This window comes from Rhizobium leguminosarum bv. viciae USDA 2370 (assembly GCF_002008365.1).
Classification (GTDB): domain Bacteria; phylum Pseudomonadota; class Alphaproteobacteria; order Rhizobiales; family Rhizobiaceae; genus Rhizobium; species Rhizobium leguminosarum.
Window position 1 is genome coordinate 200165 of the sequence record NZ_MRDL01000037.1, and the last position, 12915, is coordinate 213079.

Consider the following 12915-nt stretch of genomic DNA (forward strand, 5'->3'; position numbering starts at 1 on the left):
CCTGCGTTCCCTCTTCGCCCCTTGGGCTTTTTTTATCGCATGATCATGGCACTGGAATTGGTCAAAACGATATCAGAATAAACGGCGGTACCGAAATTATGTCAAATTTGTTACTTCGAACCGAGACAGAAAGCCAATCGGCGATCTGCAATCGACGGGATCAGAGGGCGAGGCCTCCGATCCCACTCTCACTGCCTCAAGCAACACGATCAGGCAGCGCTTCGCCGACCAGTGCCAAACGAGCACGCTCGACTGCCCCGCTCTGCAGCGCCCCAACCGAAGCATCCGAGCGCCAGGCGATATGAGGGGTCAAGATCAGGTTCGGCGCCTGCCGCAATGGGCTGTCGGCAGGCAGGGGTTCTTGCGTGAAGACGTCGAGCGCTGCCCCAGCAACTTCGCCCGCAACCAAAGCCTGCGCCAGCGCCGTCTCATCGATCACCCCCCCCTTGAGACATTGACGATCACCGAGGAGCGTTTCATGGTCCTCAGAGCAGCAGCGTCGACGATGTTACGCGTCTCGTCGGTCAACGGCAGGTGTAGCGACAGAACATCCGAGGTCTTGACAATCTCTTCAACCGTGCCTTGCGCTACTTCCTCGAAATCGACGAAAGGATCATAGGCCGTAACTTCCGATCCCACGGCTTTCCACCAATTGGCGGTCATCCGCCCGATCCGTCCCATGCCAAGTATTCCGATCTTGAGCCTGGTCAGCTTGGGGGCGTCATATCCGATCTTGCCGGCCCACGCGCCCGCCAGGATAGCTGCGTACCCTTGCTGTATGCGCCGTGCAAGCGCGAGTCCCATTGCGAATGCGTGGGAGGCTACCTCTTCGGTTGAAGCATCCGGGACGATAGAGACCGGAACCCCTGCCGCCTTTGCTGCCAGGACATCGATATTGTCGTAGCCTATTCCATAGCGCACGATTGCTGCACAGTCGCTTAGGCGCGCAATCTCCTCCGCCCTCACCTTGCCGTAAGGAGTAACCATTACGATACGCGCACGCGGCATGAGGGAGCTAAACTCTGTCTGGTCTTTGGCTACCACCATCTCCATGCCGACGATCTTGGCGAGTTCCTGTTCGCGGGCGACATCCGGGAATTGATGAGGCGAGACGAGAATAATCCCGGAGCTTTTCTCCGACATGTTTTTCTCCTGATATCTGGTGTGAGATTTATATCATGCAGGAGAGGCACCGCCTGTCCTGCAAATGGGTGCTAACTGATCGTTGTGACCAAACGGCCAGCCCAGAAGATCCCAGGCGAGGATCGGTAGCGCGATCATCAGCATTATGATGTTCGATGTCGCGGTGATCAAAAATAAAGCCAATCCCAATTGCCGATCTCATGGGCGTGATGAAGGCTATTTCAGAACACTTGCATCCGTGTTCGCCTGCAATCTGAAAGTTAGTTGCCCGGACTGCGGCAGGCGCACCTTGAGCGGCACTCACCTCTGCCGCGAGGTCGATCATCTTATCTTCGCTCCCGGCAAGCCACGCAAATCGTGTCTCGATCTTTTTGTTCCCAGACTGATGCATCCGTACAGTGCTTGTGGACCTTTCGACATTTCCAAATAAGCTATGCCAGCTACAGCTTGCGGAACTGTCTCAATGTGAGGCACGCGTCCAGATCGAAAGACTATCGTCACATCCGGGTTTAGTCCGCAGACGCCGACAGCCGATCCAGACCTATCAAACGAAAGCGCCGCTTTCATGAGCGCTAGAACGTAGAATGAGTCACGTCCCCAAGGTAACCCTTTCCGATCGGGATCCTTACGAGCCAGCCCCTCTTCAACGAGGGGCGAAGCTCGCTGCCATTGAGACCGTTCACAATAACCACACTGGCCGAGGGGCGTTCGATGGACTCTTGCTGGTGCGTTCCCCTAGCTGCGAAACCTTCGCCGTAGTGGCTCAGCTTTCAGCGCGTGGCGCTCAATCACTCGATCACCCTTGGAATTGAAATCCGCTTCGCCCCGCAGCCGGTGGTTTCGTCTGACGGGCTTCGTTGGTCCCGTCCAAATGTCCATGCCCGCCAATGTCTCACATTGACACATTCCGTCGTGGAAAGAGCTAATACGCTCTCGGAACCCCCAGACATGGAACAATAGAACTTTTCCACAGCGGTACCGGATTGGGCCATGGCGGGGCAGGCGACGAGCTCCGGAGAGAGTTTGTCTTCTGGACCGAGATGAAAAACGCTAATAATTAGTGGAAAGAGGGAACAAATGAATACACATCAAACCGCAGCCTTGGACACGCCTCCGTCCAGCACAACTGGAGGCAGCACCCGTTTGGCTGGAAACATGGGTTCAGTAAGCCTCGCTTTAACCGTTCTGGCCTTTTCGGCACCGCTCACCGTGGTGGCCGGATATGTTCCCTTTTCCGTTATTTTCGGCGGCGTGGGAACGCCCGTCGCCTATATCGGTGCGGGATTGCTGCTGCTGATCTTTTCAGTCGGGTTTGTCACGCTCAACAGCATCGTGAAGCGGCCGGGGGACTTCTATGCCTTCATCAGCTACGGCATCGGAAAGTCGATGGGCCTTGGCTCCGGGCTTCTGGCCGCCGTCTGCTACTTCCTGTTGCTCGCAGGGGTCATTTCGTTCTTCGGCGTATCCTTTGCTAATCTGATGACGCAGATGAACGGCAGCGCCTTGCCCTGGTATTTCTATTCGTTCTTTGCCTGGGTCGCGATCGGGGTTCTCGGCTATCTCCACATCGAGCTGTCGGCAAAAGTGCTGAGCTTCGTGATGATGCTGGAGATCACCGTAGTCCTCGTTTTCTCCGTCAGCGTCCTGATTGGCAGTGACGGCAGCCTGCCCGCCAGCGCGCCGCTTCTGCCCGCCAACCTGTGGAGCAACAACCCGGTTTTTGCCTTCCTGTTTGCCATCATGATGTTTCTGGGCTTCGAGGCGACCGCATTGTACCGCGATGAACTGCGCGACCCGGATGTGACCATTCCGCGTGCCACCTATGGCAGCGTGATTTTCATGGGCGCGCTCTATACATTCGCGACTTATGCCCTGATCATTGCTTATGGTGCCAACGCCGCTGAGGTCGCCACGAACGATCCGGCCGGGATGTTTCCCTCCGCCTTCGGCAAATTCGTCAATCCCCGCTTCAACACGGTGATTTCGGTGCTTGTGCTTTGCTCGTCCTTTGCATCGTGCCTGTCGACGCAGAACGTTCTGTCGCGCTACCTCTTCAACCTCGGCACGGACGGCGCGCTGCCGAAGTTTCTGAACAAGGTGCATGGCAAACATTCCTCGCCCTACATGTCGTCAATTACGACATCCATTATGACGGCGGTGATCCTGATGCCGTTCATTGTCGGCGGGGCCAATCCCGATCTGCTGTTCGGCCGCCTGGCCTCAGTCGCTTCTGCGGGCATTATCGTGCTGATGACCATCGTCAACCTGTCATCGCTTTATTGGTATGTGCGGATTGGACGCCGTCAGGAAGGGATCAGCTTCCTCAAGTCGTGCCTGTGCCCGCTCATCTCCTCCATCGCCTTCATCTGGCTGTCAGTGTTGATTGCAGCGAACTTCGAAGTGCTTGTCGGCGGAGCACCCGGCGAGCACGTCTGGCTGCTGTACAGCGTGCTTGGCGTACAGTTCGTTGGAGTGGCGCTTGCTCAATACTTCAAGGTGGCCAAGCCAGAAATATATGCGCGGCTTGGCAGATCACACACCGCTCATTGAGAGCCGGATGCTACAATCAGTTGGCGGCCCCGGCCGCCAATCTTCTTCGGAGTGCCGCTGGCGCTTCCGTTTCCGCAAGAGCAGACAGCGTTTCCACGCCAAGCTCTTCCGCCTTGGTGGCGAGCCAGCGACAAACGTTACCAGGCGAGACCCGGCGGGTCCGAGGAACAGGAATTGATCCTCCGTCATTTCGGTCTTGAAGGGATGGATCTTCACGCCAGCCAGGCAGCAACCGGTCGATGCCGATCGGATCGACCACGGCGCCGGACAGGATATGCGCTCCGACTTCGGCACCCTTCTCGAGCACGAACGACGGTTAGATCGGGATTGACCTGCTTCAGGCGGATCGCCGCCGACAGGCCGGCCGGATCTGCGCCGACGATCCCCACGTCAAATTCCATGCTCTCGCGAGTATCCTGGCTGATGAGCGATGACTTTCTTTCGAATTCAGTCCAGATTGCACCAGACCAGAAGCAAGGGTGTTCTCGTGCATCGAAATGCCACCCACTCGCCTTTGCTCGGAGTGGAGAACCGGCGCGACCGCAACCTCTCTCCAACCATTCTCTTCGCCACAAAATTCACCAGGCGCCAGGAAAAAATAGGACCGAGGTTTGTGGGAAATATGATCCGGAAAGCGCCGTATGGTCCCATATGCGTGAGACCGATCTGAAGATCACCACGCTCCTCGATGCCGCCTGGCCCGGCGACGACAGAGTGAGAATGGGACTTTTCGAAATTGCGGCTTGCGAAGGGGCCAGTCTTGCCAACCGACCACCGAAGCCAAGGCTGCAAGTCGTATAGGGACGCCGCCAGCACGCCGAAATCGTCACGGCGCTTGCCGAGCGACTTTAACTAGATTTGGAGAGACGCCTTCAAGTCGGGCGCAAGGTCATCTCCGCTCATCGACATTGGCGAGGGTCGAAGCAGTCGTTGGAAGACTCTGCCTGCAGTGGAGCGAGCTCGCAGAGGAGCGCTTCTGCCGAAATCATGGCGTTGCCTACGAGATCGAGAAATTGTTTCAGTGGCGCCGGGCGTTTTGGAATGAGTGCGCCAGCACTATCCGACGGATGAGTGGCTGTCTTCTCGATCACAGCAGATCGGATGATCGATCAAGACGTTGTGGGGATGGTGAAAGCATGAAACGTTACTCGATCTGCTTTTCGAGTTCCGGTAGGGCGTCGAAGAGATCGGCGACCAGTCCGTAGTCGGCGACCTGGAAGATCGGCGCCTCCTCGTCCTTGTTGATGGCGACGATGACCTTCGAATCCTTCATGCCGGCCAGATGCTGGATGGCGCCTGAAATGCCGCAGGCGATATAGAGCTGCGGCGCCACCACCTTGCCGGTCTGGCCGACCTGCCAGTCGTTGGGGGCATAACCGGCGTCGACAGCCGCACGGGATGCACCGACGGCGGCACCGAGCTTGTCGGCAAGCGGCAGGATGACCTCCCTGAACTTCTCGGCAGAGCCGAGTGCGCGGCCGCCGGAGATGATGATCTTGGCAGAGGTCAGCTCCGGACGGTCGGAGGCCGACAGCGCGTCCCTGACGAAGGTCGACAGCCCCGGATCGGAAACCGCCGGGATCGCCTCGACGGTGGCCGAACCACCTTCCGGCGAAGAGGCAAAGGATGCGGTGCGCACGGTGATCACCTTTTTGGCATCGGTCGCCTGCACCGTCTGGATGGCATTGCCGGCATAGATCGGCCGTTTGAAGGTGTCAGCAGAGATCACCTCGATGATCTCCGAGACCTGGGCGACATCGAGCAGGGCTGCCACCCGCGGCAGCACGTTCTTGCCGACCGAGGTGGCGGCCGAGATGATCGTGTCGTAGCTTCCCGCCAGCGAGACGATCAGGTCGGCCAGCGGTTCGGCCAGATTATTGGCCAGTTCGTCGCTTTCGGCGAGCAGCACCTTGGAGACGCCGGAGAGCTTTGCCGCGGCATCGGCAGCGGGTTTGGCAGCCTTGCCGGCGACCAGCACATGCACGTCGCCGCCGATCTTGGTTGCGGCCGTCAGCGTCTTGGCGGTCTGGTCGGACAGGCTTTGATTGTCGTGGTCAGCCAGAAGAAGAATGGTCATGATGATGGTTCCTGTTCCAACCTGATTACAGCACGCCGGCTTCGTTTTTGAGCTTGTCGATGAGTTCGGCGACCGATTTGACCTTGACGCCGGCCTTGCGGCCCGACGGCTCCTCGGTCTTCAAGACCTTGAGGCGCGGCGTGGTCGAGATGCCGAAATCAACAGGGCTCTTCTTGTCGAGCGGCTTCTTCTTCGCCTTCATGATATTCGGCAGCGAGGCATAACGCGGTTCGTTCAAGCGCAGATCCGTGGTGACGACCGCCGGCAGCTTGATCTCGATCGTCTGCAGGCCGCCATCGACTTCACGGGTCACCTGCGCCTTGCCGTCACCGATCTCGATCTTCGAGGCGAAAGTGGCCTGGGCCGTTCCCATCAGTGCTGCCAGCATCTGGCCGGTCTGGTTGCTGTCGTCATCGATCGCCTGCTTGCCGACGATGATCAGGCCGGGCTGTTCGGCATCGGCCACAGCCTTGAGGATCTTGGCGACAGTGAGCGGCTCGACTTGATCGTCGGTCTCGACCAGGATCGCCCGGTCGGCGCCCATGGCAAGTGCGGTGCGCAGCGTCTCCTCGGCCTTGGCTGGACCGATCGAAACGACGACCACTTCCTCGGCCTTGCCGGCTTCCTTCAGCCGCAACGCCTCTTCCACCGAGATCTCGTCGAACGGGTTCATCGACATCTTCACATTGGCAAGCTCGACACCCGTGCCATCCGGCTTCACCCGGATCTTCACGTTGTAGTCGACAACCCGTTTGACTGGGACGAGAATTTTCATGAAACTTATCTCCTCATTAGCAGCATTGCGGTTGTCAACCGTGGGAGCCGGCAGCGTCGTTTCAGATCAACGGCCTAATGAAATCTACCGTACTCCGCGAAAGATGGCAGGCGATCGATCCGTCCGATCTGCCTACAGCACTATTAAATTGCATATGATCCAATTTTTTGTCAAGAGGATCATATGATCCATACCATTCGGGTCGAGCGCCGCCTCTTCCGCCGACCACACGCAGGAACACCAGCGATGATCAGCCTGTCCTTGCCTCCATCGTTGTCGACGTCAAACATGATCTGGGAGAGCCGGCCGCCAGCGAGTCCCTAAGCTTCGGCGACCTTTTTGCGCCGTGAGGTCTTCGCGGTTCCCGAAAGAAGATATTCGCCGGAATTAACCAGAAAGCGTTCGTTGTCGCGGATTCGGTGTTCCGCGACCTCCCCTAGCCTGCTGATCGTCAACGCCGCCAGGATATTGACGATTGCTATTGCCCCCAGCGTGGATTCTGGAAATGCCCGTCCAGACGATTGGGCGACAAAATGTAAAGAACCAGCCAGCTTGCTGATGGGCGCAGCAAAGCTGTCAGTAATCGCCATTAGCGTCGCTCCGGAAAGTGCTGCCTTTTCGGCCATCCTGTGCACAAGGCGGTTAAATGGCGCAAAGGTCACAGCAACGAACGCGTCTCCGGGTCTGATATCATCCAACGCACCCTCCGGAGCTCCGCCTGGGCCATCCAGAAGGACAATGTTGGGTCGAGCCTTCTGGAGCGTGTAAGCGAGCGTGTAGGCAGGGCTAAAGGCGGTCCGCCGGCCCATCACATAAACTTTCGGAGCATGCGCGAGCAGTTCAACGGCTTTCTCAAGCTGTTCCTCCGACAGATGCGCTCTTGCCTGGGTGACGACGGCCTGTTCCGTCTCAAAAAAAGAGTCGACGAAGGCTTTCAGCCCTGAACTTTTGCCCATTTCGGCGATAAGCGTGCGGGCACTCGCCTCATTGCGATGCAATGACAAACGATCCCGCTGGGGCCGTTCCGGTGTCGTATCGATGAACTGCTGTCGCAGATCCTTATACCCGTTCAGCCCCAGCTTCTGAGCGAGGCGAACAAGATTGACGGGCTGTACGTTGGCTCGTCGCGCGATTTCTCGCATCGAGTAAAACGGAATTTCATCGGCATTGTTGATGACATAATGAGCCCCGTCTACCATCTGCCCGGAGAGGTCAACGCAAATCGATTTGATCTGCTCAATCAATTCTGGCCTTGTCATGTATCCTCTCTCGAACAGCCGTGGTTGCGGCGCCTTCTGTCGACACTTCCTATCTTGGGCCCCGTTGCGAGAGGTTAGATACTTCACGAATTGCGAAGATCACCTCAGGTGCGTTGCCTGCCCGCGGATATATGGATCAGTCGTCAACTCACCGCAACCAGATGTTCGTCAGCTTACTACGTTACGCAATACGCCGACTTTCTCAAGTTCAACTTCGACCGTATCGCCAGGCTTCAGCCACATCGGCGGCTGACGTTTGGCTCCGATACCTTGCGGTGTGCCGGTCGTGATGATGTCTCCGGGAGCTAGAGAGAGAAAATAGGAGATATAACTCACCAGCTGTCGGATCGGGAAGATCATCAGATGCGTATTGGAGGATTGAACCTGCTGCCCATTAACCCTGGTGCGGATATCAAGATTTTGGATATCTTCAATTTCGTCCAGAGTTACAATTGCCGGGCCGACAGGCGTGGAGCCGTCAACGGCCTTGCCTGCAAGCCATTGCGTTCCACGATACTGGAGGTCGCGTGCCGTGACGTCATTGAGGACGGTGATCCCGGCAACGAAATCAAGGGCTTGCTCAGCCGTGACCGAGCGGCACTCCTTGCCGATCACAATCGCGAGCTCGCCTTCAAAGTCGAGATTGTCAGTGATCTTGGAGCAAGCGATCTTGTCGAACGGTCCGATGAGAGAGCTTGCGAACTTCGCAAAAATGTCAGGATGTGTAGGCAACGCTCTGCCCGTTTCAGCAACATGGTCGTTGTAATTGAGGCCAATGCAAAGGATTTTCTGGGGGTCGGTAATGGGCGGGCCGAGCCGCAGTTCGTCGAGAGAGCCAGCGCGAGCGCCAGGATTGCTTTTGACCGCCGCCCCAAGCTGTGCTGCCAGCTCGGGAAGTTTATCGCCATAATCGGCCAGCAACTGACGAACTGACAGTACCGGCTTCGAACCGCTACCGTGCAGAAGCGCGCTGATGTCAAAGATCGATGTGTCTATCAACAGGCCTGCGTTCCAACAACCGGCCGATTCAAAACTAACGAGTTTCATTGTTCCTCCCGCACCACATCGGTGCTTTGTGTTCGAAGTTTGATGGCCTCCGGACGGCTGTAATACAGACGATGTCCATAGCCGAGGAAGCAGATCCGAGGCTCAGATCCTGTTTCCTTTGATGAAGTCAGCCGCGCGTTCCCCAATCATAATGGCTGGAGCGTTCAGGTTGCTCGATGACACAAATGGCATGACGGATGTATCCGCCACCCGAAGACCATCGATGCCATGAACCCGCAACTGCGGATCAACCACTGCCATCGGATCCGTGCCGATCTTGCAGGCGCCACTGAGATGGTATGCTCCCTGAGTGTATGTTCTCACGAAGGTCTCGAGTTCCGCGCGTGTCCGAAGCGGCTTCGAGGGCAAATGGGACCCTGCGACGAATTTCTTCATCGCCGGCTGCTCCATGATCTCCTGTCCAAGTTTTATGCCATCGATAATGCGATCAACGTCGTATGGATCACTGAGATAGTTGGGGTCGACGAGCGGCGGCACATTCGGGTCCGCCGAGCGCAGAGCGATCCGCCCACGTGATTTCGGCCGGCAGGCATAAACGTTCAACGTACATCCATTACCGCTTTCCGTCGTTTCGACACCTTCTTCGATGCCGGCACCGGCGAGAAAGTGATATTGAAGGTCCGGGGTCGGATCCGATTTGTCGCCCCACCAGAATGCGCCACCCTCGCAGATGTTCGAGGTAATGGGCCCGGATCCGAAGAGCGCGTATTGAGCCGCGGCAGCGATCTGCCACCTCAGCTTTTTATATTTGTCATAGCTCGTGTCCGATTTCAGATTATAGATCATGAAACAATCGGTATGGTCCTGCAGGTTTTGTCCAACGCCTGGCAGATGGTGGACAACCTGAACGCCGGCGTTCTGCAGTTCCGCGGCAGGTCCAATCCCCGACAGCATGAGAAGTCTGGGAGACCCGACAGCACCAGATGAGATGACGACCTCACGGTCGGCGCGCATCGTCTGGAGGCGACCATTTTCAACATATTGAACGCCGACCGCGCGGCCATTCTCAATAGTGATCTTTGTTACCTGCTTGTCGGTCACGATAGTGAGGTTGCGACGCTTGCGCGCCGGACCGAGATAAGCGTCAGCAGAGCTGCACCGGCGGCCATTCTTCGTCGTCAACTGATAAAGTCCGGCTCCCTGCAATTGGCCTGAATTGAAGTCGGGATTATAGGGAATCCCCGCCTCCTGGCAGGCTTTCACCCAGGCCTTGGTCAGCGGCAGCGTATACTGTTGGTTCGAGACGCTGAGCGGACCGTCCTGACCATGGACGTCATTGGAATAGACTTCGTTGTTCTCGGCCTTGCGAAAATACGGCAGGACATCCTTATACCCCCATCCATCCGCACCGTGGTCGACCCAGCGATCGAAATCCGAAGGCGCACCGCGCATGTAAATCATCGCGTTAAGAGAGCTTCCTCCGCCAAGAACGCGCGCCTGCCCGACTTTCGGCTCCGTGTCGTTCTGATGCTTGAGTTTCTCGACCTTGTACCAATTGAGAAGATTGCTTTTGAACGACTTATAGAATGTGACCGGAAAACGAATCCAAATGTTGCTGTCGCGAGGACCTGCCTCAAACAGCGTTACGGTCACATCGGGATTCTCGCTCAGCCGGCCTGCTATGGCGCATCCAGCTGATCCTCCCCCCACCACGATGAAATCGGGCATTGCACAATCCCTAATCTGCTTGAGCTGCATAAGAACGCTCGGAACATCACCAGAGCGCTCTCAATCCTGTCTTATCGTCATTGGATGCCTGAAAAGAAGGCGTCGACTTCCGCCTGGCGCATGTCGCAGAACCAGCATTCGACGATCTGCTCGTTTTCAAAACGGTAGGCCGCTATGCGGTCGGTGCGGACTTCTCTATCACCACGGGTCCAAATCTCGTGTACCATGATGACAATGGCGTCATCAGACTCGCAGATCAGCTCGTCATGTCCCGCCTCGCCTCCGACGATCCACTTGTCGGTATAGTCAGCAACCTTGTTAACCCAACCCTCAATGAAACCTTTTACACCATGGAAATCACGGGACAGAACAGGGTGCTTGCCTCCCATATGGACGACAAGATTGTCGCCGTAATAGCTGCATCCCTTTTCCACATCGCCGCTTGACCAAGCGTCATGATACTCCCGAAGAATATCCTTCGCGCGTTTCTTAGCCATATTGGTTCTCCTTGCTGATGGTACGGCAGTTCGTTTCACAACGCGGTCGATCACGCTGACTGTTGTCTGGCCTCGGTCGAAAGAATAGATTTTCCATCGGCAGAGATTTCGACACCGTAGATATCCTTTGCCGCCTGATATGAAACGATACCATCGCGCACATCACGGAGCACCAATGCGGGATCGCGGCGATGCGGATGGCCCCAACCACCGCCGGCAGTCGCCTCGATCACCAAATGGAAGGGCTTGACCGCTTCGACGCCATAGGGAGGGCAGTAAAGTTCATCGCCCGTTTCCAGATCGAAAGCCCTGATGGATCCTTTCTCGCCCCAATGCCCGCCATTCACACCTGCTGCAGTCTTCTTGCGCGCGCCTTCTCCTCGCAGCAAATGCTCGCCGCCCGCCAGAACGTCAACAACGTAGTCGACGCCAGTTCCGCCGCGATATTCGCCGGCGCCGCCGGTATCACTCCGCATCTCGTAACGATGAACGCGGATCGGATAGGACTGTTCGTACGTCTCAACGTTCGGGATGAACATCCCGCCGAGCGTCATCTGATGGCTGGAAGTGGGGAAACCGTCTCGGCCCTTAACTGCGCCACCACCGGAACTACCGTGCCAGTGATAGAGGACAAAGACGTTTCCATCTGGCTTCTTGCCGGAGGAAATACCGAACACCGATTTGCCCCAACCGGCGCAGGCGCGTTCGGGATCGGCCTGGGCCAATGCGCCCCAACAAGCATTCATAATGTCGATGGCTGGAAAGACCGTGTTCATCGTCATCGGCGCCGGCGGCAATGCATTCACGACCGATCCCTCCGGCGCAATGATCTTGACGCAACGATAGGTGCCTTCGTTGTGGGGAATGGCAGGGTCAAGGAAGGCCGACAGGGCGCAGTAGACAGCGGAATGGGTGTTAGCGATACCGCTGTTCTTGAAGCCTTTAATCTGCGGCGACGTCCCTGTGAAATCGAACGTGATCGTGTCGTCGTCGATCGTCATCGTAATCCGGGTTTCGATATCGACGAGGTCAAAGCAGTCGGTATCGCTGAAGTCGGACGCGTGCCAGACACCGTTTGGAAGTTCCGCGATCGCCTGACGCATACGCCGCTCGCCATAGTCGAGAAGTGCGTCGAGATAGGCGCGGCCCTTCTTCACACCGAGTTGGGCAATGACGTCGGCCAAACGTTGTCCGCCTATGCGTGTTGAGCCGATCATCGCGCCAAGGTCACCTTCCAGAAGGTCGGGGCAGCGCGAGTTGAGGAGTAACATCCGCCACAGGTCGTCTCTCAGATGCCCTTTCTCGATCAGTTTGAGAACCGGCAGGCGAATCCCCTCATGGAAGATCTCCGTTGCCTTGGCATTGTAGGTCCCCGCGGCGCCGCCGCCGATATCGGACTGATGAGCGCGGTTGCTACAAAAGCCGACCATCTCCCCATCCACGAAAACCGGGCGAATAAGCGTCCAGTCCGGCAGGTGGTTGCCGCCAGCGGCATATGGATCGCTCAAAATGAAAACATCTTCGGGGTCGATCCGCCCGGAAAAGTCCCGCAAGACAGCACGAACGGCAAATCCACCGCTCCCGGAATGGATCGGCAGGCCGTCCGCCTGAGCAATCGTCTCTCCATCCGCATTGCTGAGGAAGCAGGAGAAATCATGGCTCTGGCTGAAGATCGGACTGCGTGCGGTTCGGGTCATGATGGTGCCCATCTGCAGGCTGATGTGGTCCAACTGCCGTTGCAGAATTGCGATGAGAACCGGATCGTACTCGGAAGACATGACTGTGCTCATGGTTTGACCTCGTCAACTCTTGCAAAATGCAGTCCGCTGCGCTGAGCGACCGGCCTGCAGCCAACAGTATCCCGCGACGGGCAAGCTG

Annotated in this window: 8 protein-coding genes and 3 pseudogenes; 1 reads left to right on the forward strand and 10 read right to left on the reverse strand. The window is 57.1% G+C overall.

Annotated features, from left to right (window positions below; genetic code table 11):
- Positions 1-196: 196 nt before the first annotated feature.
- Positions 197-1143 (reverse strand): annotated as a pseudogene (locus tag BS629_RS20025) (C-terminal binding protein).
- A 1077-nt stretch (positions 1144-2220) separates the two neighbouring features.
- On the opposite strand from BS629_RS20025, the gene BS629_RS20035 reads away from it, so the two are divergent.
- Positions 2221-3693, forward strand: coding sequence for an APC family permease (locus tag BS629_RS20035; protein ID WP_077988361.1), 1473 nt, complete (start codon positions 2221-2223; stop codon positions 3691-3693).
- Between the two features lie 64 nt (positions 3694-3757).
- Here the strand turns inward: BS629_RS20035 and BS629_RS20040 are convergent.
- The 9 genes and pseudogenes from BS629_RS20040 to BS629_RS20080 form a co-directional block, all read right to left on the reverse strand.
- A pseudogene (locus BS629_RS20040) lies at positions 3758-4094 on the reverse strand (NAD(P)/FAD-dependent oxidoreductase); the annotation flags it as partial.
- Positions 4095-4140: 46 nt separating this feature from the next.
- Positions 4141-4512 (reverse strand): annotated as a pseudogene (locus tag BS629_RS40555) (dimethylsulfonioproprionate lyase family protein); the annotation flags it as partial.
- Positions 4513-4837: 325 nt separating this feature from the next.
- Positions 4838-5770, reverse strand: coding sequence for an electron transfer flavoprotein subunit alpha/FixB family protein (locus BS629_RS20050; protein WP_077988363.1), 933 nt, complete (start codon positions 5768-5770; stop codon positions 4838-4840).
- 25 nt (positions 5771-5795) lie between these two features.
- A complete protein-coding gene (locus BS629_RS20055; protein ID WP_077988364.1) occupies positions 5796-6545 on the reverse strand; it encodes an electron transfer flavoprotein subunit beta/FixA family protein in 750 nt (249 codons plus the stop codon).
- Positions 6546-6865: 320 nt separating this feature from the next.
- On the reverse strand, positions 6866-7804 hold the full coding sequence (locus tag BS629_RS20060) for a MurR/RpiR family transcriptional regulator (protein WP_077988365.1): 939 nt from the start codon (positions 7802-7804) through the stop codon (positions 6866-6868).
- A 168-nt stretch (positions 7805-7972) separates the two neighbouring features.
- Positions 7973-8851: a fumarylacetoacetate hydrolase family protein gene (locus tag BS629_RS20065; protein ID WP_077988366.1), complete on the reverse strand. Its 879-nt coding sequence runs from the start codon at positions 8849-8851 to the stop codon at positions 7973-7975.
- Positions 8852-8953: 102 nt separating this feature from the next.
- On the reverse strand, positions 8954-10540 hold the full coding sequence (locus BS629_RS20070; RefSeq protein WP_077988423.1) for a GMC family oxidoreductase: 1587 nt from the start codon (positions 10538-10540) through the stop codon (positions 8954-8956).
- A gap of 77 nt (positions 10541-10617) precedes the next feature.
- Complete coding sequence (locus tag BS629_RS20075; RefSeq protein ID WP_077988367.1) at positions 10618-11037, reverse strand: nuclear transport factor 2 family protein; 420 nt, start codon at positions 11035-11037, stop codon at positions 10618-10620.
- 50 nt (positions 11038-11087) lie between these two features.
- Entirely contained in the window at positions 11088-12827 is a 1740-nt protein-coding gene (locus tag BS629_RS20080) for a hydantoinase B/oxoprolinase family protein (RefSeq protein ID WP_077988368.1), read from the reverse strand.
- Positions 12828-12915 lie beyond the last annotated feature (88 nt).

Excerpts from the sequence above, each read along its gene's own strand:
- BS629_RS20035 (WP_077988361.1), top strand. The coding sequence starts at position 2,221 with ATGAATACACATCAAACCGCAGCCTTGGACACGCCTCCGTCCAGCACA.
- BS629_RS20050 (WP_077988363.1), bottom strand. The coding sequence starts at position 5,770 with ATGACCATTCTTCTTCTGGCTGACCACGACAATCAAAGCCTGTCCGAC.
- BS629_RS20055 (WP_077988364.1), bottom strand. The coding sequence starts at position 6,545 with ATGAAAATTCTCGTCCCAGTCAAACGGGTTGTCGACTACAACGTGAAG.
- BS629_RS20060 (WP_077988365.1), bottom strand. The coding sequence starts at position 7,804 with ATGACAAGGCCAGAATTGATTGAGCAGATCAAATCGATTTGCGTTGAC.
- BS629_RS20065 (WP_077988366.1), bottom strand. The coding sequence starts at position 8,851 with ATGAAACTCGTTAGTTTTGAATCGGCCGGTTGTTGGAACGCAGGCCTG.
- BS629_RS20070 (WP_077988423.1), bottom strand. The coding sequence starts at position 10,540 with ATGCCCGATTTCATCGTGGTGGGGGGAGGATCAGCTGGATGCGCCATA.
- BS629_RS20075 (WP_077988367.1), bottom strand. The coding sequence starts at position 11,037 with ATGGCTAAGAAACGCGCGAAGGATATTCTTCGGGAGTATCATGACGCT.
- BS629_RS20080 (WP_077988368.1), bottom strand. The coding sequence starts at position 12,827 with ATGAGCACAGTCATGTCTTCCGAGTACGATCCGGTTCTCATCGCAATT.